This is a genomic window from Rhodococcus sp. DT1, from assembly GCF_049844875.1.
GTDB lineage: Bacteria > Actinomycetota > Actinomycetes > Mycobacteriales > Mycobacteriaceae > Rhodococcus.
In genome coordinates, this window is the sequence record NZ_JBNCLW010000008.1 from 102,489 (window position 1) to 128,896 (window position 26,408).

Annotated in this window: 27 protein-coding genes; 16 read left to right on the forward strand and 11 right to left on the reverse strand. The window is 68.1% G+C overall.

The window, feature by feature from the left end; genetic code table 11:
• The first annotated feature begins 12 nt into the window (after positions 1-12).
• The 6 genes from ACLQ3J_RS19485 (at position 13) to ACLQ3J_RS19510 (ending at position 4,351) form a co-directional block, all read left to right on the forward strand.
• Positions 13-219 (forward strand): hypothetical protein, encoded by a 207-nt coding sequence (locus ACLQ3J_RS19485; protein ID WP_169620334.1) that lies wholly within the window; start codon positions 13-15, stop codon positions 217-219.
• 143 nt (positions 220-362) lie between these two features.
• A complete protein-coding gene (locus tag ACLQ3J_RS19490; protein ID WP_367113025.1) occupies positions 363-455 on the forward strand; it encodes an Ms4533A family Cys-rich leader peptide in 93 nt (30 codons plus the stop codon).
• A 175-nt stretch (positions 456-630) separates the two neighbouring features.
• Positions 631-1,659, forward strand: coding sequence for a sulfate ABC transporter substrate-binding protein (locus tag ACLQ3J_RS19495; RefSeq protein ID WP_169620333.1), 1,029 nt, complete (start codon positions 631-633; stop codon positions 1,657-1,659).
• 90 nt (positions 1,660-1,749) lie between these two features.
• A complete protein-coding gene (gene cysT / locus ACLQ3J_RS19500; RefSeq protein ID WP_296549262.1) occupies positions 1,750-2,544 on the forward strand; it encodes a sulfate ABC transporter permease subunit CysT in 795 nt (264 codons plus the stop codon).
• Positions 2,541-3,350, forward strand: coding sequence for a sulfate ABC transporter permease subunit CysW (cysW, locus tag ACLQ3J_RS19505; RefSeq protein ID WP_169620331.1), 810 nt, complete (start codon positions 2,541-2,543; stop codon positions 3,348-3,350). Before cysT ends, cysW begins: the two co-directional genes overlap by 4 nt.
• Positions 3,347-4,351, forward strand: a complete 1,005-nt coding sequence (locus ACLQ3J_RS19510; RefSeq protein WP_169620330.1) for a sulfate/molybdate ABC transporter ATP-binding protein — start codon at positions 3,347-3,349, stop codon at positions 4,349-4,351. The genes cysW and ACLQ3J_RS19510 overlap by 4 nt, the downstream gene beginning before the upstream one ends.
• Here the strand turns inward: ACLQ3J_RS19510 and ACLQ3J_RS19515 are convergent.
• From ACLQ3J_RS19515 to ACLQ3J_RS19545, 7 genes are all read right to left on the reverse strand, one after another.
• Positions 4,344-5,228: a universal stress protein gene (locus ACLQ3J_RS19515; RefSeq protein ID WP_169651762.1), complete on the reverse strand. Its 885-nt coding sequence runs from the start codon at positions 5,226-5,228 to the stop codon at positions 4,344-4,346. The two genes, ACLQ3J_RS19510 and ACLQ3J_RS19515, sit on opposite strands and share 8 nt — an antisense overlap.
• A gap of 84 nt (positions 5,229-5,312) precedes the next feature.
• Positions 5,313-6,203 carry a polyphosphate kinase 2 gene (gene ppk2, locus ACLQ3J_RS19520; protein ID WP_169620328.1) on the reverse strand — a complete coding sequence of 297 codons (891 nt, stop codon included), beginning with the start codon at positions 6,201-6,203 and terminating at the stop codon, positions 5,313-5,315.
• Between the two features lie 177 nt (positions 6,204-6,380).
• Positions 6,381-7,127: a sirohydrochlorin chelatase gene (locus ACLQ3J_RS19525; RefSeq protein ID WP_169651763.1), complete on the reverse strand. Its 747-nt coding sequence runs from the start codon at positions 7,125-7,127 to the stop codon at positions 6,381-6,383.
• Positions 7,124-8,458, reverse strand: coding sequence for a sulfate adenylyltransferase subunit 1 (locus tag ACLQ3J_RS19530; protein WP_296549234.1), 1,335 nt, complete (start codon positions 8,456-8,458; stop codon positions 7,124-7,126). The genes ACLQ3J_RS19525 and ACLQ3J_RS19530 overlap by 4 nt, the downstream gene beginning before the upstream one ends.
• 2 nt (positions 8,459-8,460) lie before the next feature.
• Entirely contained in the window at positions 8,461-9,405 is a 945-nt protein-coding gene (cysD, locus tag ACLQ3J_RS19535) for a sulfate adenylyltransferase subunit CysD (protein ID WP_169620325.1), read from the reverse strand.
• Positions 9,402-10,130, reverse strand: coding sequence for a phosphoadenylyl-sulfate reductase (locus tag ACLQ3J_RS19540; protein WP_425904239.1), 729 nt, complete (start codon positions 10,128-10,130; stop codon positions 9,402-9,404). The genes cysD and ACLQ3J_RS19540 overlap by 4 nt, the downstream gene beginning before the upstream one ends.
• 29 nt (positions 10,131-10,159) lie before the next feature.
• Positions 10,160-11,878 (reverse strand): nitrite/sulfite reductase, encoded by a 1,719-nt coding sequence (locus ACLQ3J_RS19545; protein WP_169620324.1) that lies wholly within the window; start codon positions 11,876-11,878, stop codon positions 10,160-10,162.
• A 353-nt stretch (positions 11,879-12,231) separates the two neighbouring features.
• Between ACLQ3J_RS19545 and hemW the strand changes: the two genes are divergently transcribed.
• The gene (gene hemW, locus ACLQ3J_RS19550; protein ID WP_425904190.1) at positions 12,232-13,494 is read left to right on the forward strand and encodes a radical SAM family heme chaperone HemW; all 1,263 of its coding nucleotides are present in this window, start codon (positions 12,232-12,234) and stop codon (positions 13,492-13,494) included.
• A 24-nt stretch (positions 13,495-13,518) separates the two neighbouring features.
• On the opposite strand, the gene ACLQ3J_RS19555 is transcribed toward hemW, so the two are convergent.
• A complete protein-coding gene (locus ACLQ3J_RS19555; protein ID WP_169620322.1) occupies positions 13,519-13,959 on the reverse strand; it encodes a type II toxin-antitoxin system VapB family antitoxin in 441 nt (146 codons plus the stop codon).
• Positions 13,960-14,124: 165 nt separating this feature from the next.
• Here ACLQ3J_RS19555 and hrcA point away from each other — a divergent pair, with 165 nt between their 5' ends.
• Genes hrcA through ACLQ3J_RS19575 form a run of 4 tightly spaced genes read left to right on the forward strand, consistent with a single transcriptional unit; the run spans position 14,125 to position 17,906 of the window.
• Positions 14,125-15,171 carry a heat-inducible transcriptional repressor HrcA gene (gene hrcA / locus ACLQ3J_RS19560; RefSeq protein ID WP_169651835.1) on the forward strand — a complete coding sequence of 349 codons (1,047 nt, stop codon included), beginning with the start codon at positions 14,125-14,127 and terminating at the stop codon, positions 15,169-15,171.
• A 59-nt stretch (positions 15,172-15,230) separates the two neighbouring features.
• On the forward strand, positions 15,231-16,382 hold the full coding sequence (gene dnaJ, locus ACLQ3J_RS19565; protein WP_169620321.1) for a molecular chaperone DnaJ: 1,152 nt from the start codon (positions 15,231-15,233) through the stop codon (positions 16,380-16,382).
• Positions 16,383-16,387: 5 nt separating this feature from the next.
• The gene (locus tag ACLQ3J_RS19570; protein ID WP_169620320.1) at positions 16,388-17,146 is read left to right on the forward strand and encodes a 16S rRNA (uracil(1498)-N(3))-methyltransferase; all 759 of its coding nucleotides are present in this window, start codon (positions 16,388-16,390) and stop codon (positions 17,144-17,146) included.
• A 10-nt stretch (positions 17,147-17,156) separates the two neighbouring features.
• The gene (locus tag ACLQ3J_RS19575; protein ID WP_169620319.1) at positions 17,157-17,906 is read left to right on the forward strand and encodes an alpha/beta hydrolase family protein; all 750 of its coding nucleotides are present in this window, start codon (positions 17,157-17,159) and stop codon (positions 17,904-17,906) included.
• Here the strand turns inward: ACLQ3J_RS19575 and ACLQ3J_RS19580 are convergent.
• Positions 17,896-19,500 (reverse strand): MFS transporter, encoded by a 1,605-nt coding sequence (locus ACLQ3J_RS19580; protein ID WP_425904191.1) that lies wholly within the window; start codon positions 19,498-19,500, stop codon positions 17,896-17,898. The two genes, ACLQ3J_RS19575 and ACLQ3J_RS19580, sit on opposite strands and share 11 nt — an antisense overlap.
• Before the next feature lie 117 nt (positions 19,501-19,617).
• Here ACLQ3J_RS19580 and ACLQ3J_RS19585 point away from each other — a divergent pair, with 117 nt between their 5' ends.
• The 5 genes from ACLQ3J_RS19585 (at position 19,618) to era (ending at position 24,378) form a co-directional block, all read left to right on the forward strand.
• On the forward strand, positions 19,618-20,322 hold the full coding sequence (locus ACLQ3J_RS19585; protein WP_378529061.1) for a TetR/AcrR family transcriptional regulator: 705 nt from the start codon (positions 19,618-19,620) through the stop codon (positions 20,320-20,322).
• 62 nt (positions 20,323-20,384) lie between these two features.
• A complete protein-coding gene (locus tag ACLQ3J_RS19590; protein WP_296549223.1) occupies positions 20,385-21,452 on the forward strand; it encodes a PhoH family protein in 1,068 nt (355 codons plus the stop codon).
• A 79-nt stretch (positions 21,453-21,531) separates the two neighbouring features.
• Entirely contained in the window at positions 21,532-22,074 is a 543-nt protein-coding gene (gene ybeY / locus ACLQ3J_RS19595) for an rRNA maturation RNase YbeY (RefSeq protein ID WP_169620315.1), read from the forward strand.
• Between the two features lie 76 nt (positions 22,075-22,150).
• Positions 22,151-23,464: a CNNM domain-containing protein gene (locus ACLQ3J_RS19600; protein ID WP_169620314.1), complete on the forward strand. Its 1,314-nt coding sequence runs from the start codon at positions 22,151-22,153 to the stop codon at positions 23,462-23,464.
• Positions 23,461-24,378 (forward strand): GTPase Era, encoded by a 918-nt coding sequence (era, locus tag ACLQ3J_RS19605; RefSeq protein WP_169620313.1) that lies wholly within the window; start codon positions 23,461-23,463, stop codon positions 24,376-24,378. Before ACLQ3J_RS19600 ends, era begins: the two co-directional genes overlap by 4 nt.
• Here era and ACLQ3J_RS19610 read toward each other — a convergent pair.
• On the reverse strand, positions 24,375-24,974 hold the full coding sequence (locus ACLQ3J_RS19610) for a TetR/AcrR family transcriptional regulator (RefSeq protein ID WP_425904192.1): 600 nt from the start codon (positions 24,972-24,974) through the stop codon (positions 24,375-24,377). The two genes, era and ACLQ3J_RS19610, sit on opposite strands and share 4 nt — an antisense overlap.
• On the reverse strand, positions 24,965-26,374 hold the full coding sequence (locus tag ACLQ3J_RS19615; RefSeq protein WP_425904193.1) for an amidase: 1,410 nt from the start codon (positions 26,372-26,374) through the stop codon (positions 24,965-24,967). The genes ACLQ3J_RS19610 and ACLQ3J_RS19615 overlap by 10 nt, the downstream gene beginning before the upstream one ends.
• Positions 26,375-26,408 lie beyond the last annotated feature (34 nt).

The window sequence follows — 26,408 nt, forward strand, 5'->3', positions numbered from 1 at the left end:
AAGGTGAGGAGAGTGGATCGACTGGCATCGTGGTGGGACGGTTTCGAGCTGTGGCTCGCGGGACTGTCCTTTGTGCCGCAGTCGGCACTCGTACTCGTTGTGCTGGTGCCGCTGTGCGGAGGCGTCGCCTGGCTGCTGGACCGCGTGATCGCCGGAGCGTTCGCGATGGTCGGACGCCGCGAACCCGTATCGCCCGCCCCGGACCCGGAGGATTGCTGACATGCCGCGCTCGCGTGTGACCCTGGCGCTGATCGCCCTGCTGCTGCTCGTCGTCATCGCCTGGTTACTGACCCGCTGACACCTGCTTCGTCGCCCGAAACGTCGGTTTCGGGAGCCCCACAGCCTCTGCTAGAGTCTGCCGAGTGACCGCGACCGCGCTACCTCGAATCCGCCATGAACTGGCGTTGATCGCTGTAGGTATGCCCTCGGTTGCCGATATCGACTGTTGTCGCTGACCCTGTTTCTCGACCCGGTCCCTCTTTTCGGCGGGGAGTGTTCTCGCTCTGTCCGCCGCGCTCCCCTCACGGATGATTCCGTCGCCCTGACTCACCCCGGTTCGTGGTGTGCCGGGTGGCGTTGCCGTCGTCCGTTCGATCACCTCACCGAACAGCCCCTCAGGAGGCTTGTGTCATGAAGAAGCGCACCAGAGTTCTCGTTGCCGCAGTGGCGGCGGCCACCGTGACGGCACTGACCGCGTGCAGCGGCGGGTCGAGCGACACCGCAGGCGCCGAGGGTGGCGGCGACGGCTCCGCCGGCACGATCAACCTCTACGCCTACGCCGTGCCGAAGGTCGGATACGACCTGCTCATCCCTGCCTTCGAGGAAACCGAAGCGGGCACGGACGTCGCTTTCCAGCAGTCCTACGGAGCGTCGGGGGACCAGTCGCGGAAGGTGCGTGACGGGGCCGCGGCCGACTTCGTGAATTTCTCCGTCGAGCCCGATGTCACCCGCCTCGTCGAGGCCGGGCTCGTCGACGAAGCGTGGAACGAAAACGCTTACGGGGGTGTGCCGTTCGGCTCGGTCGTCACCATCGTGGTGCGTGAGGGAAACCCCAAGAACATCCGGGACTGGAACGATCTCCTGCGTCCCGACGTCGAGGTGGTCACCCCCAATCCGTTCAGTTCGGGCTCCGCGAAATGGAATCTGCTGGCACCGTACGCGGCCCTCAGCAACGGTGGTGAAGACCCGCAGGCCGGGATCGACTACGTCACCGCCCTGGTCAACGATCACGTCAAGGTCCAGCCGAAGTCGGGGCGCGAGGCAACCGAGACGTTCCTGCAGGGGACCGGCGACGTTCTCCTGAGCTACGAGAACGAAGCCTTGTTCATCGAGCGCAACGGTGACCCCGTCGAACACGTCACTCCGCCTGTCACATTCAAGATCGAGAATCCTGCCGCGGTCCTGAAGAACTCGCCGAACGCCGAGAAGGCACAGGCGTTCAACGACTTCCTCTACACCCCCGAAGGCCAGCGTCTGTGGGCCGAGGCCGGGTTCCGGCCCGTCGATCCTGCCGTGGCGGCAGAGTTCGCCGCGGACTTCCCGGAGCCGGAGAAGCTGTGGACCGTCGCCGATCTCGGCGGCTGGGACACGGTCAACGAAGAACTGTTCGCGGACGGTTCCGGCTCGATCGCGATCGTCTACGACAACGCCACGAAGTAGAGCGTCGTCTTGAGCATTTCCGAGCAGACTGCCGGTGCGGGAGCAACGCCTCCCGCGCCGGCGGCTCGTCGTCGCACACGCAGAGCACGGATCACCGGCACCGTCGGACCTCTCGGGATCGGCGTGGCCACGCTGTGGCTGAGCCTGATCGTCCTGTTGCCCCTCGCTGCGCTTGCCGCCCATTCGCTGTCGGACGGATTCGGTGGGTTCTGGAACGCGGTCACCGCTCCCGCTGCCCTCGCAACCCTGCGCGTGACCGTCGGCGTCTCGATCGTGGTCGCCGCGATCAACGCGGTGATGGGCACGATCGTCGCCTGGGTCCTCGTCCGCGACGAGTTTCCCGGTAAGAAGGTCGTCAACGCGCTGATCGACCTGCCGTTCGCCCTGCCGACGATCGTCGCGAGCATCGTGCTGCTCTCGCTGTACGGGCCGCAGAGTCCCATCGGGCTGCAACTGAACGCGACCCAGCCCGGCCTGGTGATCGCCCTGGCGTTCGTCACGCTGCCGTTCGTCGTCCGGGCCGTGCAGCCGGTACTCATCGAGGTGGACCGGGAGGTGGAGGAGGCTGCCGCGTCGCTCGGGGCGAACAACTTCACGATCTTCCGCACCGTGGTCCTGCCGGTGCTCGCGCCGGCAATTCTCGGCGGCACCGGCCTGGCGTTCGCGCGTGCCATCGGTGAATACGGCTCGATCGTGCTCATCGGCGGCAACATTCCGTATCAGACCCAGGTCGCTTCCCAGTACATCCAGCAGCAGATCGAGATCGATCGGCCCGTCAATGCCGCGGCCGTGTCGGTGGTGCTGCTGCTCATCGCCTTCGTCGCCCTCTTCGTGCTCCGCTGGGTCGCGAGCCGTGGCCTCCGCAGACAGGAGAACGACCGGTGAACGTGTCGCTTCCCGTCAAGATCTCGCTGCGCACGATCGCGCTCGGGTATCTGTTCGTCCTGTTGCTCGTGCCCATCGGCGTGATCCTGTACCGCACGTTCGAGAACGGAATCGGCGCCTTCGCCGAGTCGATCAGCACCCCGGCGGCGATCTCCGCCCTGAATCTTTCGCTGCTGATCGTCGCGATCGTCGTACCCGTCAACGTGGTGTTCGGCATCGTCGTGGCGCTCGCACTCGTCCGTGGCCGGTTTCCCGGCCGCCGCCTCTTGCAAGCCGTCGTCGACCTGCCGTTCGCCGTGTCGCCGATCGTGGTCGGTGTCGCGCTGATCATGCTGTGGGGTGCCAACGGCTGGTTCGGTGCCGTCGAATCCCTCGGATTCAAGGTGATCTTCGGGCTCCCCGGCATGGTGATCGCCACGATCTTCGTGACCCTGCCGTTCGTGGTCCGCGAGGTCGAACCGGTCCTGTACGAGATCGGTGAGGAACAGGAACAGGCAGCCGCGACCCTCGGGGCCGATACCTGGCAGACGTTCTGGCGGATCACGCTGCCGGCCATCCGCTGGGGACTGACCTACGGAGTGGTGCTGACCGTTGCCCGCGCGCTCGGTGAGTTCGGTGCCGTCATCATGGTCTCGTCGGGCTTCCCCGGTGTTTCCCAGACCTTGACTCTGCTCGTGCATGCCCGCTACATCGACGACCACAACACCTTCGGCGCCTACAGCGCCGCGACCCTGCTCATGGCCATCGCGGTGATCGTCCTGCTGCTGATGACCCTGCTCGACCGCAAGAGGAGCACCGAAGAATGATCACCGTCACCGGGGCACGCAAGAATTACGGCAGCTTCGCGGCACTCGACGATGTCAGCCTCGACATCCCGTCGGGGTCGCTCACCGCGCTGCTCGGGCCGTCCGGGTCCGGGAAGTCGACGTTGCTGCGGTCCATCGCGGGTCTCGAGTCGCTGGACGGCGGCACCGTCCACATCGCGGGTGAGGACGTGACCACCGTGACGCCGCAGAAGCGCGATATCGGATTCGTCTTCCAGCACTACGCCGCGTTCAAGCACATGACGGTGCGGGAGAACGTCGCGTTCGGGCTGAAGATCCGCAAGCGGCCCAAGCCGGAGATCGAGAAGAAGGTCAACGAACTCCTCGAGATCGTCGGCCTGGGCGGTTTCCAGTCCCGCTACCCCGCGCAACTCTCGGGTGGTCAGCGCCAGCGCATGGCCCTGGCGCGAGCACTCGCGGTCGATCCCCGTGTGCTGCTTCTCGACGAGCCGTTCGGCGCACTCGACGCCAAGGTCCGCACCGACCTGCGGACCTGGTTGCGCCGTCTGCACGACGAAGTTCACGTCACCACGGTGCTGGTGACTCACGACCAGGAAGAAGCGCTCGACGTCGCCGACCGCATCGCGGTGATGAATCAGGGCCGCATCGAGCAGGTCGGAACCCCGGAAGAGTTGTACGACCGGCCGTCCAACACCTTCGTGATGTCGTTCCTCGGCACCGTATCCAAGCTCAACGGCCAACTCGTACGACCTCACGACATCCGGCTCGGACGGCAGCCGGAACTCGCGCTGGCGCAGCACGAGGGAACGGCCGAGACACTGGGCATCACCCGCGCCACCGTCGAACGCGTCGTGCACCTCGGTTTCGAGGTGCGAGTGGAGTTGCGCAACGAGGCGACGGGCGAGCCGTTCTCGGCCCAGGTCACCCGCGGAGACGCGCACGCCCTCGGGTTGGCTGCGGGCGAGACCGTCTACGCCCGCGCCACGAGGGCGCCGCAACTGGACGCGGTCCCTGTCACCTAGTGCGGCAGATCGCCACCGGGCAGTAGCTGTGGTGGATGAGTCCCTGGCTGGTCGAGCCGAGTATCGCGGACGACTTCGCGCTGCGGCCGTGGCTGCCGACGACGAGCAGCTGTGCATCGGCCGAGTGCTGGAGCAGGACGATGTCGGGCTTGCCGCGCTCGACCCGGTGCTCGACCTGCACATCGGGAAATCGGGAAGCCCAGCCGGACATGGACTCCACCATTCCGGCCCTCTCGAACGTCGCGAAATCCGTCCAGTCCGTGAAGCGAGAATCTTCGCCGTACGTGATCGTGGACTGTTCCACCCAGGTGTGCACGGCGACGAGCGGTGCCTCCAGCGCCGCCGCGAGGATGTAGCTCTCCGCGATCGCGGAGGAGCTGAGTTCGGTGCCGTCGACCCCGACCACGATCGGGCGTCCGTCCGGGGGCTGGAAACCGTTCTCACTCCGCCACGACACCACCGGGCAGACCGCGTGGTTGGCGACGTACACGACGTCGGACCTGCGGAACATGGACTGTAGTTCGCTGGTGGTGGTGTGCCCGAGCACGATCATCCGCGCCGACGCCGACAGGTCGGACAACGCGTTGGCGGGCCGGCCCGCCACCGGAATCTTCTCGATCGCCAACTCACCCACGGGGATGCGCTCGCCTGTCGCCTGGCGTGCCGTCTCCGTGTCGAGGACCGCGGCCTCGGCGTCGTCGAGCACGGCGCGCGTGGGTTCGTCGTCGTCGCCGGGGCCCCCGGGATGGGCGTGGACGAGCCGGAGCGGTTCACCGAGCTTGCGTGCGATCGCGGCGGCCCACCTGGCCGCGTACATCGCGCTGTCGGACCCGTCGATCCCCACCACGATTCCCCCGGCCGGTGTTCCTGTGCTCATGGATCCTCGCTCCCTGTCTTCTTCAGTCTGGGGTAGGCCGCACGGTCGAGCAACGAATCTGCCGTATCGCGTCGGAACGGATACTCAGTCGCCGACGGCGTCCTTGCCTCGCTGCACGATGTTCGGATCGGCCGGAAAGACCACCTGGGTGTCCTTGTCGTCGTAATCGAACTGGTTCAGGAAAAAGCGCATCGCGTTGATCCGCGCGCGCTTCTTGTCGTTGGACTTGATCGTGGTCCACGGGGTGAGGTCGGTGTCGGTACGCAGGAACATCTCTTCCTTCGCCGCGGTGTACTCCTCCCAGCGTTCGAGCGACTCGAGGTCCATTTCGGAGAGCTTCCAGCGCCGCACCGGGTCGAGCTGACGAATCGCGAACCGCGTGCGCTGCTCGTCCCGCGTGACGGAGAACCAGAACTTCGTCAGCGAGATCCCGGAGTCGACGACCAATTGTTCGAACATCGGGACCTGCGTGACGAACTGTTCGTACTCCTCGTCGGTGCAGAATCCCATGACCCGTTCGACACCGGCGCGGTTGTACCAGGAGCGGTCGAACATCACGAGTTCTCCCGCGGTGGGGAAGTGCCTGACGTAGCGCTGGAAGTACCACTGCCCTTGCTCGCGGTCGGACGGCTTGTTCAGCGCGACCACCCGGGCGTGCCGGACATTGATGTATTCCTGGAAACGTTTGATCGTGCCGCCCTTGCCGGCGGCGTCACGGCCCTCGAAGACGATGACGTGCTTCGAGCCGTTCTCCTTCGACCATGCCTGGAACTTGAGCAGTTCGATCTGCAGCAGGTATTTCTCGACTTCGTAGGTCGCCCGATCCATACGCTCGTCGTACGGGTAGTTCTTGCGCCACGTGTTGACGGCTTTGCCCTCGATGTCGATCAGGTCGGGGTCTTCGCCGTGATCGTCGCGCACGGAGAATCCCTCGGTGCGGAGACGGTCGATGTAGCGGCGTAACTCGTTCTGCACGTGCGCTCCCTGAAGTGATCCGAGCCCGAGGTCGTTCGTGTTCGATGGAACACCTACTTGTATAGGACAAAAGTGAACGCGAGGACATCGAACGAGGTCGGGCAGCCGTGTTCAGGGCAGCCGTGTTCTGGGCAGCAGGGCTCTCGGTAGCCGGATCCCCGGCAGCGGGCGGCCGTGTCAGGCGGCGGCGCGAACGGTGGCGCGCCGAACCGCCGCGAGATAACGCTCCGCGACGACGTGCCCGACGGCGGCATGCGTGGTGAGGGTCGGGGCGATACGTACGCCGGGATGCGCCTCGACGGCAGCGGCACACGCCCGGTCCCACAAAAGCCCCGGAGCGAGCATCCAGGGTGCGACCACGAGGGTGCGGCACCCGGACCGGGCCAGCAGTCCCAGCGCCGAGGCGGCAGTCGGCTCGGCAGCCGTGGCGTAGCACGGGACGGCCGCCCATGTGGTGCCGTCGGTGACCCGCGGAACGACGCGCGCCGTGGCGGTATTCGCCTCGTCTCGGCGCGAGCCGACGGCACAGAACGCAACCCCGACGGACGGGTCGTCCAGCGCGACACCCGTCGACGCGATGCTGTCGCGGGCGGCGGCGACGAGGAGCGCGTCGTCGCCGAGAATGTCGGCGCGCATCACCTCGAGCGGGGGGGTGCGGGTGCGTGCGTCGGCGAGGATCGCGGGCAGGTCGACGCGGGCGTGGAACGCGCTGCCGAGCAGCAACGGTACGACGACCGCGCGGCGGTACCCGTCGGCGGCGACGGCGTCGAGAACCTGCGGTACCGACGGCGTGTTCAGATCGAGGAATGCGAGGCGCACATCCCATTCGGGGTGCTCTGTCCGCAGCACCGCGAGCGCGGCAGCCACGGCCCGCGCAGAGCGGGGGTCGCGGCTGCCGTGCGCGACGGCGATCAGCGGGATCATGCGGGGACGCGATCTCCGAGTTCGATGTCCGCGAGGCCGTTGCCCACCAGTCCGGCGGCGAGCGTGTTGCCGCCGGCCGGGTCGATCAGCAGGAAACTGCCGGTACGCCGGTTGACCTTGTAGTCGTCCGCCGCGATCGGCTCCGCGACACGCACCGTGATACGCGCGATCTCGTTGAGCTCCAAGGACTCCGGGTGATCTTCCGAGGTGAGGGTCTGCTCGTCGAATCGTTCCTCGAGCGTGCCGACGATCGCCTGGGTGGTGCGAGTGCCGTGCTTGAGGAGCAGACGCGCGCCGGGCCGCAGAGGCTTCTCGGCGAGCCAGCACACGGTGGCCTCGAACTCCGAGAGCGGTTCGGGTGCATCCCCGGGCGAGGCGAGCAGGTCGCCGCGGGAGATATCGACGTCGTCGGTGAGAACGAGAGTGACCGAGCGACCGGCGTGTGCGACGTCGAGTTCACCGTCGGCGGTGTCGATGCGCTGCACCGTGGACCGGACCCCCGAAGGCAGGACGACGATCTCGTCGCCGGGCCGGACCGATCCGGCGGCGATCTGACCGGCGTACCCGCGGTAGTCCGGGAACTCCGCGGTACGGGGCCGGATCACGTACTGGACCGCGAAGCGCAGACCCACCTCGTGCCGTCCGTGCACGTCGGCGTCGACGGGCACCGACTCGAGGTGCTCGATCAGCGTCGGGCCGTCGTAGTAGGGCGTGTTCTCGCTCCGGATCGCGATGTTGTCGCCGTGCAGCGCCGAGACCGGAATCTCCTGCACGTCGTCGGGAGACCAGCCCAGCGAACCCGTCAGTTCGTTGAACTCCGCACTGATCCGGCCGAAGACCTCGGCGGGGTCGTCGACGAGGTCGATCTTGTTGACCGCGAGTACCAGCTTCGGCACACCGAGCAGCGCGAGCACCGCGGCGTGCTTACGGGTCTGAGAGATGACCCCCTTGCGCGCATCGACGAGCAACACCACGAGCTGGGCGGTCGAGGCGCCGGAGACGGTGTTGCGGGTGTACTGGACGTGCCCCGGGGTGTCGGCGAGCACGAAGCTGCGCTTCGGGGTCGCGAAGTACCGGTAGGCGACGTCGATGGTGATGCCCTGTTCGCGTTCGGCACGCAGACCGTCGACGAGCAGCGAGAGGTCCGGGGTGTCGAGGCCTTTGTCGACCGAAGCTCGTGTCACAGCGTCGATCTGATCGGCGAGCACCGACTTGGTGTCGTACAGGAGCCGGCCGACGAGGGTGGACTTACCGTCGTCGACGCTGCCCGCGGTGGCGAGGCGCAGCAGTTGCGTCTCGCTCTGCAGGCCGGGCTCGTGGAGGTCGCTCATGATCAGAAGTAGCCCTCTCGCTTGCGGTCTTCCATGGCCGCTTCGGAAACACGGTCGTCGCCCCGGGTGGCGCCCCGTTCGGTCAGCCGCGACGCGGCGACCTCGTCGAGGATGTCTTCGTTGGTGACCGCCTCGGACAGGATCGCGCCGGTCGTCGAGCCGTCGCCGACGGTGCGGTAGCGCACCGAGCGGGTTTCGAGGGTCTCCCCGTCGGCTGGGCCGCCCCACACGCCGGGCGTCATCCACATGCCGTCGCGCCGGTAGACCGGGCGCTGGTGCGCGTAGTAGATGCTCGCGAGTTCGACGTCCTCGCGGGCGATGTAGCGCCAGATGTCGAGTTCGGTGAAGTTGCTCAGCGGGAACACCCGGACGTGCTCTCCGGGGGAGTGGCGGCCGTTGTAGAGGTTCCACAACTCGGGGCGCTGCCGCTTCGGATCCCACTGGCCGAATGCGTTGCGCAGCGAGAAGATCCGCTCCTTGGCGCGCGAGCGTTCCTCGTCGCGCCGGCCACCGCCGAAGACCGCGTCGAAACGGTTCTCGGTGATCGCGTCGAGCAGCGGGACGGTCTGCAGCGGGTTGCGGATACCGTCGGGCCGCTCGGTGAGCCGCCCGTCGGCGATGTAGTCCTCGACGCTCGCGACGTGCAGACGCAAGTTGTACTTCTCGACGATGTGGTCGCGGAAGTCGAGAACCTCGGGCAGGTTGTGCCCGGTGTCGACGTGCAGCAGTGCGAACGGCAGCGGTGCGGGCCAGAACGCCTTGATCGCCAGGTGCAGCAGGACGGTGGAGTCCTTGCCGCCGGAGAACAGGATCACCGGCCGCTCGAACTCCCCGGCGACCTCACGGAAGACGTGGATCGCTTCGGACTCGAGCGCGTCGAGAGTGTCGAACTTGGTGCCGTCCAGCGTGGCGCGGGCAGTGGTGGGAGTCGGATCGGTGAGTGTCATGAGGCGTGCAACCCGCATTCGGTCTTGGCTCGGCCGGCCCAGCGTCCGCTGCGCGGATCGGCCCCGGGAAGTGGTTTGGAAGTGCACGGGGCACACCCGATGGACGGGTAACCCTCGTCGACGAGCGGGTTGACCAGAATTCCGTGCTCGTCGATGTAGTTCTGCATGTCCTCGTCGGACCACGCGGCGATCGGGTTGATCTTCACGAGGCCGAACGCATCGTCGAAGGAGATCAGCGGCGCATTCGCGCGAGTGGGTGCCTCCACCCGGCGGATACCGGTGACCCATGCGCGATAGCCCCGGAGGGACTCGGTCAGCGGCACCACTTTGCGCAGGCGGCAGCACTCGTTGGGATCGCGGGCGAACAGATCCTTGCCGAGCAGTGCGTCCTGCTCGGCGACGGTGGCCGCGGCGCGGGCGTTCACGACATTGACGCCGTACACCTGTTCCACGGCGTCGCGGGTCCCGAGGGTCTCGGCGAAGTGGTAGCCGGTGTCGAGGAACAGCACGTCCACGCCGGGGCGCTGCTGCGCCGCGAGATGGACCAGGACGCCGTCCTGCATGTTGGAGGCGACGATGTATCCGCTGCGTGCGCCTTCGACGGGCGCCCCGAATGTCTCGTCGGTCCACCGCAGAAGTTCCTGAGTGGACGCGCCTTCCAGTTCTTCCGCACCTCGCGCGGCTATCGCTCGCAGCTCGTCGGCTGTCGCGGCGTCGATCGTCATCTGCCCCGTCCGCTCGTCGGTTGTCTCGGTCATCGCAGGTCGGCTTCTTCCGCGCGTACGGCCCACTGCGCGAAACGTTCGCCCTCGGTGCGGTGCTTCATGAAATTGCGCACGACGCGCTCGATGTAGTCACCGAGCTCGTCGCTGGTCACCTTGTGCTGCCGCAGCTTCCGGCCGAATGCGGAGTCCAGGCCGAGGCTGCCGCCGAGATGGACCTGGAAGCCTTCGACCTGTTTCCCGTCGCCGTCGTCGACGAGCTGGCCTTTGAATCCGATGTCCGCGATCTGCGACCGGCCACAGGAGTTCGGGCAACCGTTGATGTTGATCGTGATCGGCACGTCGAGGTCGGCGTTGATGTCGGCGAGTCGCTGCTCGAGCTCCGGCGCGAGTGCCTGCGAGCGCTTGCGGGTCTCGACGAACGACAACTTGCAGAATTCGATTCCGCTGCACGCCAGCAGGTTGCGCCGCCAGTGCGACGGCCGGGCACGCAGCCCGAGCGGCTCGAGTTCGGCGATCAGCTCCTCGACCTTGTCGTCGGCGACGTCGAGGATCACCAGCTTCTGGTACGGGGTGAACCGGATACGGTCGGAACCGATTCGTTCGGCGGCGTCCGCGACCTTCGTCAGGACCGTGCCCGACACCCGTCCCGCGATCGGGGAGAAGCCGACGGCGTTGAGGCCGTTGCGAATCTTCTGCACGCCGATGTGGTCGATCGGCCGGGCCGGTTTCTCGGGCGCGGGACCGTCGATCAGCGGACGCTTCAGGTACTCCTGTTCGAGCACCTCGCGGAACTTCTCGATGCCCCAGTCCTTGATGAGGAACTTCAGGCGCGCCTTCGCCCGCAGGCGGCGGTAGCCGTAGTCGCGGAAGACGGAGACGACCGCTTCCCACACGTCCGGAACCTCGTCGCGCGGGATCCAGGCGCCGACGCGCTGGGCGAGCATCGGGTTGGTGGACAGGCCACCGCCCACCCACAGATCGAACCCGGGCCCGTGCTCGGGATGTTCGACGCCGACGAACGCGACATCGTTGATCTCGTGCACGACGTCCTGCTGACCGGAGATCGCGGTCTTGAACTTGCGCGGCAGGTTGGAGTATTTCGGGTCGCCGATGTAGCGGCGGACGATCTCGTCGATGGCCGGGGTGCCGTCGATGACCTCGTCGAGGGACTCTCCGGCGAGCGGCGACCCGAGCACGACGCGGGGGCAGTCGCCGCACGCCTCGGTGGTCTGCAATCCGACCGCTTCGAGACGGCGCCAGATCTCGGGAACGTTCTCGACCTCGATCCAGTGGTACTGCACGTTCTCGCGGTCGGACAGGTCGGCGGTGTCGCGGGCGAACTCGGTGGAGAGTTCGCCGACGGTGCGCAGTTGCGCGGCGCTGAGCGCGCCTCCGTCGCATCGCACCCGCATCATGAAGTACTTGGCCTCGAGCAGGTCGAGGTTCTCGTCACCGGTGTACGTACCGTCGTAGCCCTGTTCGCGCTGCGTGTAGAGGCCCCACCAGCGGAAGCGGCCGCGCAGGTCGGACTTGTCGATGCTGTCGAAGCCCTGGTGCGCGTAGATCTCTTCGATCCGCCGGCGGACGTTGAGAGGGTTGTCGTCCTTCTTCGTCTGCTCGTTGGCGTTGAGCGGCTCGCGGTAGCCGAGAGCCCACTGGCCTTCGGCGCGAGTCTTGGTGGGCCGCCCCGCACGCCGGGTTGGGGCTGCCGAACCGTCGGTGGGAGTGGCGTCGGTGGACGACGTCATGCGGGGTCTCCTGGAGTGTGCGTTGACGGGCCGAGTGCGCAGGAGGGAGCTGTACCTCGTTGCGAGCACGCCTCGACCCGGCGGGATCTGGGGATTGCCGGGTGGTGCCGACTACAGACAGTCGGCGCAGAAACAGGCGGCGCAAGGCAGACAGCATGACGCACAGACGCGCTTGAGGTCGACGTGGCGGCGAGCCACGAGTCGCACTCCGGGTCCGGTCATGTCGCCAATTGTGCCATGTCATCGGCGCGATTCCGAAACTCGGCGGCTATTTCCACCGAATTCGGGGGAAATGTCGAGGTAGGCGCCCCGGCCGTGGTCGCGGGCCCGCGCGTGTCTGGGACACTGGGGGTGTGAGTACGACGGAAATCGGTGAACGCACCGCGGGAAAATCAGGTGTCGCCGATGCCGAGGACGGCTTCGCGCTGTCCGAGCACGCCCTCGAGGGAGTGGGCACCCGGCCGTTCGGGGTGTACGTCCACGTCCCCTTCTGCGCGACGCGCTGCGGCTACTGCGACTTCAACACTTACACGGCGGGTGAACTCGGCAGCGCTGCCTCGCCGGCATCGTGGCTCGAGGGCCTGCGCAGGGAACTCGCCGCCGGCGCGGAGATGCTCGGCGGCACCGGCCGGGGCGCGCCGGCCGCGCAGACGGTGTTCGTCGGGGGTGGCACACCGTCGCTCCTCGCTGCGGACGGGCTGGCAGATGTCCTCGGCGCCGTCCGGGAGTCGTTCGGTCTCGCTCCCGGTGCGGAAGTGACCACCGAATCGAATCCGGAGTCGACCTCGCCCGAATTCTTCGACCGCATCCGCGCCGCGGGATACACCCGGGTCTCGCTGGGCATGCAGTCCGCCGCGCCGCACGTGCTGGCCGTACTCGACCGCACCCACACTCCGGGACGCCCGGTCGCGGCGGCGCGGGAGGCCCGCGCAGCGGGCTTCGACCACGTGAATCTCGACATCATCTACGGCACACCGGGGGAGCGTGACTCGGACCTCGAGGCATCTCTCGACGCGGTGCTCGACGCCGGCGTCGATCATGTGTCCGCGTACGCGCTCATCGTCGAGGACGGCACCGCGCTCGCCCGGCGGGTGCGCCGGGGAGAGCTTCCCGCCCCCGACGACGACGTGCTCGCCACACGGTACGAGCGGATCGACGCACGTCTCCGGGATGCAGGCATGACCTGGTACGAGGTATCGAACTGGGCTGCCGCGCAAGACCCTTCGGCGCGCTGTGCCCACAACCTCGGCTACTGGGACGGCGGCGACTGGTGGGGAGCGGGTCCCGGCGCGCACAGTCACGTCGGCGGAACCCGGTGGTGGAACGTCAAGCATCCCGCGCGGTACGCAGGCATCCTCGCGGACGGACGTCTGCCGGTCGGCGGAAGCGAGCGCCTGAGCGCCGAGGACGTGCACACCGAAGTCGTGATGCTCGCGGTCCGGTTGAGGACCGGGTTGCCCCTCGGCGTCCTCGACGCCGGGGAGCGCGTCGCCGCCGACTCGGTGGTCGCCGACGGTCTCGCGGAGATCTCCGACGAACATCTCGTCCTCACCGACCGCGGGCGGCTCCTCGCCGACGCGGTGGTCCGGACGATCCTGCTCGGCGCCGAGGGCTGATCCCGCCCGGCGCCGAGCGCGGCGCTATTCGTCGCCGGCGTCGTCGCTCCGGTGGCGCCCGACCCCGGGCGGATTCGGCGGCGAGTCCGGCTCGCCGCCCAACGCCTCACCCGGCGCGGGGAACGGCTCCGACGGCGGGAGTTCGGCCGGCGCGTCCGGCGCGGGTGCGAGCGCGTCGTAGTCGAAGACGCGGGCGTGCAGCACCGGGCGGTTGCGCAGCGCCGACCGCACCGCGCGGTGCAACCCGTCCTCGAGATACAGCACGCCCTGCCACTGCACCGCGTGCGGGAACAGGTCGCCGTAGAAGGTCGAGTCCTCGGACAGCAACCGGTCGAGTTCGAGAACCTTGGTTGTGGTGACGATTTCGTCGAGACGCACCTGCCGCGGTGGGATTCGCGACCAGTCACGCAGCGACAACCCGTGATCGGGGTACGGCTTCCCGTCCCGGACGCCCTTGAAAATCATGCGCACACAGTACGGGTGACCCCCGCCCGGCCCTCACGGCGGTAGGCGCTGTGCTCCGGGCGAACGGCCGGCCCGGTGTGGCACGTGCCTGCACATTTCGGACACGATTAGACTGGTCCGGTACGGGACATGTAGCACGCACATGTGGAAACGGAGGTGGGCGGGTTGTCGAGCACCGAGGAACGACGATTTCAGGTCTTGCGCGCGATCGTGGCGGATTACGTGTCCACCAAGGAGCCCATCGGCTCGAAGACGCTTGTCGATCGCCACAATCTCGGTGTGTCCAGCGCGACGGTGCGCAACGACATGGCGGCGTTGGAGGCGGAGGGGTACATCACCCAGACGCACACGAGTTCGGGCCGGGTTCCCACGGACAAGGGATACCGCCAGTTCGTCGACCGCATCGCGGAGGTCAAACCGCTGTCGGCGGCCGAACGACGGGCGATCCTGCAATTCCTCGAATCCGGAGTCGACCTCGACGACGTGCTGCGACGCGGCGTACGGCTGCTGGCACAGCTGACCCGGCAGGTCGCGATCGTGCAGTACCCGACGCTGTCGGCGTCGTCGGTGCGTCACCTCGAGGTGGTCGCACTCACGCCGGCGCGGTTGCTGCTCGTGCTCATCACCGACTCCGGCCGGGTCGATCAGCGCATCGTGGAACTCGGGGATGTCATCGGCGACGAGGATCTCGCGCGACTGCGCGATCTGCTCGGTGCCGCACTCGCGGGCAAGCGCCTCGCGGCGGCGTCGATCGCCGTCACCGAACTGGCCGACGATGCGCCCGAGGACCTGCGCGACGCCGTCATCCGGTGCGCCACGATTCTCGTGGAGACCCTGGTCGAACATCCCGAGGAACGCCTCGTGCTGGGCGGCACCGTCAACCTCACCCGCAACGCCGCAGACTTCGAGGGTCACGGTCACGGGGTGCCGGGATCGCTGCGCGCGGTCCTCGAAGCCCTCGAGGAGCAGGTGGTGGTGCTCAAGTTGCTCGCCGCCAGCCAGGACGCGGGCCGGGTGACCGTCCGCATCGGGGAAGAAACGCAGGTCGAGGAGATGCGCACCGCCTCGGTCGTCTCCACCGGATACGGTGCGGCAGGCACGGTCTTCGGCGGGCTCGGGGTGCTCGGCCCCACCCGGATGGACTATCCGGGAACCATCGCGTCGGTCGCGACCGTCGCGAGATATATCGGCGAAGTACTCGGCGAGCGCTGAGCACGGTTCGACGCCGGACATTGTTCATCTGTGTAGAGAAGTAAGGACGAGAACTCAACGTGGCACGGGATTACTACGGGACGCTCGGCGTGTCCAAAGGCGCGACCGACCAGGAGATCAAACGGGCGTACCGCAAGTTGGCGCGGGAACATCACCCCGACGTGAACCCCGACGAATCCGCCCAGGTGCGGTTCCAGGAGATCTCAGCGGCGTACGAGGTGCTGTCCGACCCCGACAAACGCCGGATCGTGGATCTCGGCGGCGACCCCCTCGAGACGAGTGGCGGCGGTGGCGGCGGCTTCGGAGGCGCCGGCTTCGGTGGTGGCCTGGGCGACGTGTTCGAGGCGTTCTTCGGTGGCGGGGCCGGCGGCAGCCGTGGACCCCGCGGCCGCGTGCAGCCCGGCGCCGACTCCCTGCTGCGTACGCGTCTGACCCTCGAGGAATGCGCGCGCGGTGTCACCAAGAGCGTCACGGTCGACACGGCCATCCTGTGTGACGAGTGCACCGGTTCCGGCACCCACGGCGATTCGAAGCCCGTGCGATGCGAGACGTGTGGTGGCGCCGGCGAGGTCCAGTCGGTGCAACGGTCCTTCCTCGGGCAGGTCATGACCTCGCGCCCGTGCCCGACCTGCCGCGGAGCGGGTGAGACCATCCCGGATCCGTGCCGCAAGTGCGGTGGCGACGGCCGGGTCCGGGCTCGTCGCGAGATCACGGTCAAGGTGCCGGCGGGCGTCGGCAACGGAATGCGCATCCGCCTCGCGGCGCAGGGCGAGGTCGGCCCGGGCGGCGGCCCCGCGGGTGACCTGTACGTCGAGGTCATCGAGCAGCAGCACGAGGTGTTCGTGCGCGACGGCGACGATCTGCACTGCACCGTTCGTGTGCCGATGGTCGACGCGGCACTCGGCACGTCGGTGACTCTCGAGACCATTCTCGACGGGCCCACCGAGATCGCGGTCGCCCCGGGAACCCAGCCCGGCTCCGTCACGGTGCTGCGCGGGCACGGCATGCCGAAACTCCGGTCCGGCACACGCGGTGACCTGCACGCTCACCTCGAGGTGGTCGTACCGTCGCGGCTCGACAGCAAGCAGACCAAGCTGCTCGAAGAACTGCGCCGGAACAACGAGCGTGACCACGCCGAAGTGGTGACCAACGGTTCGCAGCACTCCGGTGGGTTGTTCTCCCGCCTGCGCGACGCGTTCAGCGCCCGCTAGCCGCCGTGGCCGCCACCCTGTTCTATCTCGATCCGTTGCCCGAGCCCGGTGAGATCGCCGTGCTCGACGGCAAGGAGGGTCGGCATGCCGCGACGGTTCGCCGCATCTCCGTCGGGGAGCCACTCGTGTTCTCCGACGGGCGGGGCGGCGTCGCCGAGGTAGAAGTCACCGCCGCGGCGAAGGACAGGCTCGAAGCGGTTGTGCGCGCACGGCGCACGGTTCCCGCGTCGCGGCCCGCTGTGACCGTCGTCCAGGCGCTGCCGAAATCGGACCGTTCCGAACTTGCTGTCGAACTCGCGACGGAAGCCGGTGTCGACGCGATCGTGCCGTGGCAATCGGCGCGCTGTGTCGCTCGGTGGGATGCCAAGGCGGACAAGGGTGTTGCCCGGTGGCAGGCTGTCGCGGTGGCGGCTGCGAAACAGTCCCGTCGTGCTTACGTGCCGCAGGTGGCGGCTCTGCACCGGACCGCGGACGTGCTCGAGCGGGTGCGGGAGACCGTCGCGAGCGGGGGTGTGGTGGCCGTTCTCCACGAGTCGGCGACCACCCCGTTCGCGGACCTGCCCCTGCGCGATGCCGGCGATGTGATCCTGGTGGTCGGTCCGGAAGGCGGACTCGACGACACCGAAGTGCGGGCACTGGTCGAGGCAGGTGCGGTCGCGGTGTCGCTCGGCCCGACTGTGCTGCGCACCTCGACGGCCGCGGCGGTCGCGCTCGGCGCCATCGGGGTCCTCACCGGCCGCTGGCACGATCAACCGCTGCACTAGCGTTTTCGCCATGTCCCGCACGCGAATCCCTTACGGTCCCGGCCCCGAACAGTTCGGTCATCTCTATCTCCCCGAGGCCGCGAACGGCCCCGTGCCCGTGGTGATGGTCGTGCACGGCGGGTACTGGAGCGGTCGGTACGGGCTCAATCTCGGTACCCCGATCGCACTGGATCTGTCCCGCCACGGGGTGGTCGCGTGGAACGTGGAGTACCGCAGGATCGGGGCGGGCGGCCGCTGGCCGGAGATGTCCGCCGACATCCTTGCCGCGTACCACGCCATACCCACCCTGGTCGCGGAGTGTGCCGAAAAGTCGGGTGTCGCAGTCGACTTGGACCGCGTGCGTATCGTCGGACACTCGGCCGGCGGTCAACTCGCCGTCTGGCTCGCGGCCCAGCCCGTCACCCCGCGACCGCAACTGGTGGTCGCGCAGGCAGGTGCGCTCGACCTGGCGTCGGCGGGGGAACGCGGGCGCAGGATCGACTACATCGAGGACCTCTTCGGGATGCAGTACGACGAGGATCCCGCGCTGTACCGGTCGGCGTCGCCGATGCACTGCGTTCCGATCGGTGTGCCGGTCGCCGTCGTGCACGGAAGCGAGGACGCCCAGGTTCCCGTTTCCGTTGCGACTCGCTACGAGAAGGCTGCCCGTGCCGCCGGAGACGACGTGACCTTGCACGTCGTCGACGGCGAGGATCATTACGCGTTTCTGGACAAGACCTCGCGATCCTGGGCGTTGTCGCGGGAACTGCTCACGGCCTGATCCGGTCCGGCCGGTTCTGCTCGGCGGGGAGAAGCGCGATCACCAGAGCCGCCCCGATCGCGAGGACGACACCGCTGACCAGGCTGCCCACCCCGACCGCATGGGAGAACGCCGCTCCCGACGCCTCGAGCAGCGGCTCGGTGTACGACGACGTGAACGGGTTCTTCGCCAGTTCCTCCGCGACAATCGCAGCGCCACCGACGGAATCGCCCGCGGCCTCGACGGCCTCGGCGGCGCGCGCGGCCATCGGGCCCGTGACCTCGCTCAGCGGCAGACCGTCGAGGAACTCGGAGATGCCGCGGTGGTACGAGGCGGCGAGCACGGATCCGAGCAGCGCGATACCCAGCGAGCCGCCGAACTCGACGGCCGTGTCGTTCAGGCCTCCCGCCGCACCGAGTTCCGACTCCGGGAAGCCGCCCATGATGAGGTCGGTGGCCGGCGGTGTGGCAACTCCGATGCCCACGCCGAGCAACAGCAGCGAGGCAAGGAACGGGCCGTATCCGGACGCCGGGTCGAAGACGGCCAGGACGAGAACACCTGCCGCGGCCAGGAGCAGGCCGCCGCCCACGGCGACACGTTCTCCGCAGCGGGGAGCCACCCGGCTGCTCAGCGCGGCGCCCAGCGATACCGCCACGGCGAGGGGAAGCAGCCGAAGCCCCGTCTCGAGTGGTCCGTATCCGAAGACGAACTGGAATTGCTGCGCCACGAAGTAGATCGCACCGAACGTGGCGAAGAAGAGCAGCAGCACGGAGATACTCGCGCCTCCGACTGCGCGGTCGGCGACCCGTCGCAGGTCGAGCAGCGGCTGGGGGTGCCGGAGTTCCCAGGCGACGAACACCGCGGCGGCGATGGATGCAGCGAAGAACGCGACCAGCACCGTGGGGTGCAGACCGGCGTGGGCGCCCTCGATGATGGCGTAGACGAGACCGCCCACCGTGACGATGGACAGGGCGCCACCGACCCAGTCGGTGCGCTCGAGATCCGCCGCTCTGGACGCCGGGACGAGCGCAACCGCGGCAATCGCTGCGGCGGCGGCGATCGGGACGTTGATGAGGAACGTCGAGCCCCATCCGTGCGATTCGAGCAGCCAGCCCGCCAGCAGGGGGCCGAGGGCGATGGCGAGCCCGGACGTCGCGGCCCACACGGCGATCGCGCGGGCGCGTTCGTGGCCGGGGAACATGGCGACCAGGAGAGACAGCGTTGCGGGCATGATCACCGCCGCGCCGACGCCCATCACGATCCGCGCGGCGATCACGTCGAAGGCCGAGCCGGCGAGACTGCCGTACACGGCACCTGCGGCGAAGACCGCCAAGCCGGCGAGCAGGGCGCGTCGCCGGCCGAACCGGTCGCCGAGCACGCCGCACAGCAGCATGAGCGCGGCGTACGGGACGGTGTACCCGTCGATGATCCACTGCATGTCGGCGCTGGTGAGGTGCAGATCTCGCAGCATGCTCGGTGCTGCGACGATCAGGGCCGTGTTGGCCATGACCACGATGAGCAGGCTCAGGCACAGCACTCCGAGACCCGCCCACCGCAGGCGATAGGGAGCCTCGGCTCCGAGAGTGCGGCCGGTCCCGGCAACGGGTGCGGACATGGTTCCTCCTGCGTCGGCGTCGCGGGACGCTCTATTTGCACAGCCGTGTGCAACTTAGTTATTTGTACACGGCTGTGCAAGTAGACTGGAAGCTCGAGTGGGAGCCGGGGAAAGAGGATGAACAGCGTGGAGGATTCGGCCGGACGGCCGCGGACGCGAGCGAATGCCAACCGGGGCCGCATCCTCGACGCCGCGATGACGTGCTTCGCCGCGGACCCCGACGCCAGCATGGACGACGTCGCGCGTGCCGCCGGCGTGGTGCGCCGGACGGTGTACGCCCACTTTCCCAACCGCGAAGCGCTCGTCGACGGTCTCTCCGACGAAGCGTCGGCCGCGCTCGCGGACGCTCTCGACCACCCCGAACCCGACGATCCCGCGGTCGCCCTCGCGGTCGGGGCCCTGCGCACGTGGCCGGTCGGCGACCGCTTCCGGATGCTGCTGTCGTTCGCCCGCAAAGAAGTCGGCGACCACCGGATCGCCGAACTCATCGCTCCGGTGCGAACCCGGACGGTCGACGTCGTCGAACGCGGACGTGACTCCGGCCTCTTTCCCGCCTACCTGCCCACGGCGGTACTCGTCGGGATGATGGAGGGGCTGACCATGTCCGTGCTGGAGCAAGCCAACTTCGGGTTGGTCCGCGACGACGGCGAGAGCATGGCTCTCGGCGTTCTCGTGCTGGCAGGAGTGCCCGTCGACCGGTCGCCGGACGTGCTCGACGACGCGCGCCGGTGGGTGGTGAGCGCTCACGGGAGAGACGATCGGCGCGGTGACCCGCGCGGCACGGAAATCAATGCCGTGAAGGGTGCCAACGCACAGCGCTAGACTGGTGCGGACACGACGACCGTCGTGCCGGAGCTGAACGGAAAGCAGGCCGTACCGTCCACGTGAGTCAACCAGACCGCACCCGCGACCCTGAGAACATCGAACCCACTCCGGTTCGGTCCAGCCTGGACCTTCCGCCGGACGTAGCTGCGCCTCTTCTCGGCGCGACGGACGAGAACCTCATCGCCCTCGAAAGTGCCCTGGCCGCGGATATCCATGTGCGCGGCAACACTGTCACCCTGAGCGGCAGCCCCGCCGACGTCGCCCTCGCCGAACGCGTATTCGGCGAACTCGTGACGATCGTGCGCCGCGGCCAGACCCTCGGCCCCGATGCCGTCCGCCGCACCGTCGGCATGCTCACCCAGGGGCTGTCGGAGTCACCGGCCGACGTCCTGAGCCTCGACATCCTGTCCCGGCGGGGCAAGACGATCAGGCCCAAGACGCTCAACCAGAAGCGCTACGTCGACGCCATCGACGCGCACACCATCGTGTTCGGGATCGGTCCCGCCGGCACCGGCAAGACGTACCTGGCCATGGCCAAAGCCGTGCAGGCGCTGCAGACCAAGCAGGTCAACCGCATCATCCTCACCCGGCCTGCGGTGGAAGCCGGCGAGCGCCTCGGATTCCTGCCGGGCACCCTGCACGAAAAGATCGACCCGTATCTGCGGCCCCTGCACGACGCGCTGCACGACATGATGGACCCCGAGGCCATCCCGAAGCTCATGCAAGCCGGAGTGATCGAGGTCGCGCCGCTCGCCTACATGCGAGGACGCACGCTCAACGACGCGTTCATCATTCTCGACGAGGCGCAGAACACCACCGCCGAGCAGATGAAGATGTTCCTCACCCGGCTCGGATTCGGGGCCAAGATCGTCGTGACCGGCGACGTCACCCAGATCGATCTGCCGGGCGGTGCCCGGTCCGGTCTCGCGGCCGCGACCGAGATCCTCGAGGGCATCGACGACATCCACTTCGCGCGACTCGACAGCAGCGACGTGGTGCGCCACCGTCTCGTCTCCGACATCGTCGACGCCTACGGGCGTTTCGAGGCGGCCCGAGAGGACGGCTCCGGCCAGGGCAACCGCGCCCAGCGCCGCGCCGCATCGCAGCAGCGGGTGCCGCGCCGGTGACGGCCGCCCCACCCCCCGTCCAGTCCGCAGTGCAGAAGGCCGTCGTGCAGAAGGCCGTAGTGAAGAAGGATCGACACCGATGAGCATCGAGATCTCGAACGAATCAGGGATGGAGGTCTCCGAGGAAGACCTCCTCGACGTAGCCCGTTTCGTGATCGCCCGGATGGATGTCCATCCCGCGGCGGAACTGTCGATGGTCCTCGTCGATTCCGACACGATGGCCGACCTCCACATGCGCTGGATGGATCTGCCCGGCCCGACCGACGTGATGTCGTTCCCCATGGACGAACTCGAGCCCGGCGGTCGGCCCGACGCGCCCGAGCCCGGGCCGGCGATGCTCGGCGATATCGTGCTGTGCCCGCCGTTCGCGGCCGAGCAGGCCGAGAAGGCGGGCCACCCGGTCGCGCACGAACTCGCGCTGCTCACCGTGCACGGAATGCTCCATCTCCTCGGATACGACCACGCCGAACCGGACGAGGAGAAGGAGATGTTCGCACTGCAGAACCAGCTCCTCACCGAGTGGTACGAGGAACTGCGCCGAGCAGAGGAGCAGGCGCGCCTCGCGGAACGGGACCGGAGCCTGCTGGGCAAGGCCGGCTTCGTCGACACTCCCGAATCATGACGGGGGACGATAGACCCGGCGGCAGCCGGCGTCATCGACGTGTAGGGATCGAGTCCGTTCGGGGAGGTCGGACCGCGTGAGCACACTGACACTCGTCGTTCTCGCCGTCGTACTCGTGATCCTCGGCGGGTTGTTCGCCGGACTCGACTCCGCCCTCAACACCGTCTCGCACGCGCGCGTCGAAGAACTCGCCAAGGACGGCCGAGGCGGCGCGCAGCGCCTGCTCGGAATCCTCGACGACCGGCCCCGCTATGTGAATCTTTCGGTGCTGCTCCGCATCCTGTGCGAGATCGCCGCGACCGTCGTCCTCGCGGGCGCGCTGCTCGACGTCTTCGACAGGACGTGGGCGTTGGTCGTTGCCGCTGCCGTCATGGTGATCGTGGACTACGTCGTGATCGGCGTCGGCCCCCGCACGCTCGGGCGACAGCACGCGTACCCACTCGCTCTGGCCGCCACCGTCCCGTTGCGGATGCTCGGTGTCCTGCTCGGACCCGTCAGCCGCATCCTCATTCTCGTGGGTAACGCGGTCACCCCGGGCCGGGGATTCCGCAACGGCCCGTTCGCGAACGAGATCGAACTGCGCGAACTCGTCGATCTCGCGCAGGCGCGCGGTGTGGTCGCCGACGAAGAGCGCCGGATGATCCAGTCGGTCTTCGATTTCGGCGACACCACGGCCCGCGAAATCATGGTGCCCCGGCCCGAGATGGTGTGGATCGAGGAGACCAAGTCGGCCGGTCAAGCCACGTCCCTCGCCGTCCGCAGCGGACACTCCCGCATCCCGGTGATCGGTGAGAACGTCGACGACATCCGCGGCGTCGTGTACCTCAAGGACCTGGTCAAGCGGACGTACTACTCCAACGACGGCGGCCACAGCGTCTCGGTCGCCGACGTCATGCGTCCGGCCGTGTTCGTTCCGGACTCCAAGCGCCTCGACGACCTGCTGTCGGACATGCAGCGCGACCGCAACCACATGGCGGTGCTCGTGGACGAATACGGCGGCATCGCCGGTCTCGTCACGATCGAAGACGTCATCGAGGAGATCGTCGGTGAGATCGCCGACGAGTACGACACCGCGGAGATTCCCGACGTGGAGGATCTCGGCGACGGGACCTTCCGCGTGTCCCCGCGGCTACCCGTCGAAGATCTCGGGGAACTGTTCGACACCGAGATCGACGACGACGAGGTCGACACCGTCGGCGGGTTGCTCGGCTACGAACTGGGCCGCGTCCCGCTGCCCGGGTCCGAGGTCACCACGCACGGGCTCATCCTGCGCGGTGAGGGCGGCCCGGACGTGCGCGGGCGGGTGCGGGTGAGCACCGTCTTCGTACAGCGGGCGCCCGAACCCGAGAGCAACGACACCAGCACGGACACCACCGAGGAGCACGCATGACCGACCCCGACTTCCGTTCCGGCTTCATCTGTTTCGTCGGCCGGCCGAACACCGGAAAGTCGACGCTGACCAATGCGCTCGTCGGCAGCAAGATCGCCATCACGTCGTCGCGGCCGCAGACCACGCGGCACACGATTCGCGGGATCGTGCACCGCGACCACGCGCAGTTGATCCTCGTGGACACTCCGGGCCTGCACCGTCCGCGGACCCTGCTCGGCCAGCGGCTCAACGACCTTGTGCGCGATACGTATTCCGAAGTCGACGCCATCGGCATGTGCTTCCCGGCGGACGAGAAGATCGGCCCCGGCGACCGGTGGATCCTCGAGCAGGTGCGGCACGTCGCGCCGAAGACCCCGCTGATCGGGATCGTCACCAAGATCGACAAGGTCGGTAAGCAGCAGGTCGCCGCACAGCTCCTGGCCGTGTCGAAACTGCTCGGCGACAACGCCGACGTGGTGCCGGTGTCGGCGACCTCCGGTGAGCAGGTGGAGGTGCTCGTCGACGTGATCGCGTCGAACATGGAGAAGGGTCCCGCCTTCTACCCGGACGGCGAACTCACCGACGAACCCGAAGAAACCCTCATGGCCGAGCTCATTCGCGAAGCTGCCCTCGAGGGTCTCGGCGACGAACTGCCGCACTCGCTCGCCGTGGTGATCGACGAGGTCGTCGAACGCGAGGGTCGCACCGAGAAGCAGGGCCCGATGCTCGACGTGCACGCTGTGCTCTACGTCGAACGTCCCAGCCAGAAGGGCATCGTGATCGGTAAGGGCGGTGCGCGCCTCCGTGAGGTGGGGACCGCAGCCCGCACACAGATCGAGAAACTGCTCGGTGTGAAGGTCTACCTCGACCTCCACGTCAAAGTCGCCAAGGACTGGCAGCGAGACCCGAAACAGCTGGGCCGCCTCGGTTTCTAGCCCGTACCGGGGTCCGGATCCCGGTGCCCTGGCGTACCGGACTGCCGGAGAAGGAGCAGCACCGCGCCGGCCAGATCGGAACCCCCACCCGTCGACAAGCGCCGGAGTTGCAGCCCCGCAATCGTCGCGACGAGCGTGGGGGTGAGGGTCTCGGCGCGGGGTATGCCCAGTTCGGTCAAGATGGTGAAGGTCAGCGCGTCGTAGGCGCGCCAGCACTCGTCGGCGGCGGCGCGCAGATTCGGGTCGCGGCCGGCCTGGACGTACAACTCGAACGGTGCGATCCGTTCTGCGGAGAAGGCCAGACTCTCGGCCACCTGCTCGGTCAGGGTCGCCGCATCCTGCACCGAAATCTCCTTGCCGCGATACGAATCCGCGATCTCCCGCAACCTCGTGGTCTCTTCGCGGGCGAAGTGAGTCAGTGCGGCGCGCAGCAGGTCTTCCTGGGTGGGAAAGTGGTACGTGATCGAGCCCAGCGACACCTGGGCACGAGACGCGATGCGGCGGTTCGTGACTCCGGCGATCCCGTCGGTGCCCACGAGGTGGAGGGTCGCATCGATGATGCGTGACCGAACGGAGGCGGGCTCGGTCACCACCACGGCTCCGGGGTGTGTTCGTGCCAGCGCAGAACCGACTCGAGTTGCGACGCAAGGGAAACCAGCAGCGGCTCGGAGTCCTCGGAACCGAGGAGCTGAGCGCCCACGGGAAGACCCTCGTCGGTGAATCCGGCCGGGACACTGATCCCCGGCCAGCCCAGTACGTTCCACGGCCACGCGCACGGGCACGCGGCCGTGATGACCTTGTCGGTGGCCCACCCGCCGATGTCGTCGATCGCGTTCACCGGCAGCGGAGGTGTCGCCGTCGTGGGCGTGACGACGACGTCGAACCGGTCGAAGATCCGGCCGACTCGGCGGCGGAGGCGGGGCTCCGCGCCCCGTGCCGCGCGCAGGGGCGCACCGTGGAGCATCCGCCCGGTACGTGCGTTGGCGCGGGTCCGCACATCGGCCAGGGCCGGGTCCGGCAGGCGGTGGAGCCAGTCCTCGATCCCGGCCATCGAGCGGGGCAGGAAGCTGAGGCCGAACAGGATCCCGTAGTCGGGATCGGCGAGAGTGACGTCGTGACCGAGGTCGCGCAGGGTGGCGGCGAACGCGGCGAGCCGGATACGCACCCGCGGATCGAGGCGGGTCGGTGTCGCCGTGAACGGAAGCTTCAGCGACAGAGCGATCTTCAGTCTGCCGGGGTCGCGCCCCACCGCATCGGACACGGTGATCTTCTCCCGAGTGTGCCGGTCGCCGGGGTGGTTTCCCGAGACGACGTCCAGCAACAGCGCCGCGTCGGCGACCGTCCGGGCCAGCGGGCCGTGGGTGGTCAGGCCCTGGAAGGCCTCCGCGTCGGGCCACATGGAGATCCGGCCGCGCTGCGGTTTGATGCCCACCAGATTCGACCACGACGCGGGGATACGGACCGATCCGGCGCCGTCGGAGCCCAGTGCTGCGGGAACGAGCCCTGCGGCGACGGCAGCGGCGCTGCCACCCGACGAACCACCGGGGGTGTGGTCACGCGACCACGGGCTGCGGGTGTGACCGAACGCGTCGCCGCCGGTGAGCGGCCACTGACCGAGTTCGGGGGAGTGCGTCTTGCCGACGATGACCGCTCCGGCGTCGCGCAGACGGCGCACCACCTCCGCGTCGTGTTCCTTGACGGCGAACGTGCCCGCGCATCCGAACATCGTCGTCTCACCCGCGATGTCGGTGTCGTCCTTGATTGCGACGGGCACTCCGAGCAGCGCGCGACGTTCGCCCGCCGCGAGGCGGCGGTCCGCGTCTGCGGCCTCGGACAGCGCACTGTCGCGCCGGACGACCCGGAAGGCGTTCAACTCTGCCTGCGACGCGTCTATCCGGTCCAGCGCGGTGCGCACCAGGTCGTGCGAGGTGACGGTGCCGTTCGCGAGGTCGTTCGCGGTATCGGCGAGACCCCGGGGGCGGGCAGGTGCGCTCATCGTTCTCCCTCACTGTTCGTTCGAACGAACGATA

Bases quoted from the DNA above. Each gene is read 5' to 3' on its own strand.
- ACLQ3J_RS19495 (WP_169620333.1), top strand. From the start codon at position 631: ATGAAGAAGCGCACCAGAGTTCTCGTTGCCGCAGTGGCGGCGGCCACC.
- ACLQ3J_RS19510 (WP_169620330.1), top strand. From the start codon at position 3,347: ATGATCACCGTCACCGGGGCACGCAAGAATTACGGCAGCTTCGCGGCA.
- ACLQ3J_RS19515 (WP_169651762.1), bottom strand. From the start codon at position 5,228: ATGAGCACAGGAACACCGGCCGGGGGAATCGTGGTGGGGATCGACGGG.
- ACLQ3J_RS19525 (WP_169651763.1), bottom strand. From the start codon at position 7,127: ATGATCCCGCTGATCGCCGTCGCGCACGGCAGCCGCGACCCCCGCTCT.
- ACLQ3J_RS19530 (WP_296549234.1), bottom strand. From the start codon at position 8,458: ATGAGCGACCTCCACGAGCCCGGCCTGCAGAGCGAGACGCAACTGCTG.
- cysD (WP_169620325.1), bottom strand. From the start codon at position 9,405: ATGACACTCACCGATCCGACTCCCACCACTGCCCGCGCCACGCTGGAC.
- ACLQ3J_RS19540 (WP_425904239.1), bottom strand. From the start codon at position 10,130: ATGACGATCGACGCCGCGACAGCCGACGAGCTGCGAGCGATAGCCGCG.
- ACLQ3J_RS19545 (WP_169620324.1), bottom strand. From the start codon at position 11,878: ATGACGTCGTCCACCGACGCCACTCCCACCGACGGTTCGGCAGCCCCA.
- ACLQ3J_RS19555 (WP_169620322.1), bottom strand. From the start codon at position 13,959: ATGATTTTCAAGGGCGTCCGGGACGGGAAGCCGTACCCCGATCACGGG.
- ACLQ3J_RS19575 (WP_169620319.1), top strand. From the start codon at position 17,157: ATGTCCCGCACGCGAATCCCTTACGGTCCCGGCCCCGAACAGTTCGGT.
- ACLQ3J_RS19580 (WP_425904191.1), bottom strand. From the start codon at position 19,500: ATGTCCGCACCCGTTGCCGGGACCGGCCGCACTCTCGGAGCCGAGGCT.
- ACLQ3J_RS19585 (WP_378529061.1), top strand. From the start codon at position 19,618: ATGAACAGCGTGGAGGATTCGGCCGGACGGCCGCGGACGCGAGCGAAT.
- ybeY (WP_169620315.1), top strand. From the start codon at position 21,532: ATGAGCATCGAGATCTCGAACGAATCAGGGATGGAGGTCTCCGAGGAA.
- era (WP_169620313.1), top strand. From the start codon at position 23,461: ATGACCGACCCCGACTTCCGTTCCGGCTTCATCTGTTTCGTCGGCCGG.
- ACLQ3J_RS19615 (WP_425904193.1), bottom strand. From the start codon at position 26,374: ATGAGCGCACCTGCCCGCCCCCGGGGTCTCGCCGATACCGCGAACGAC.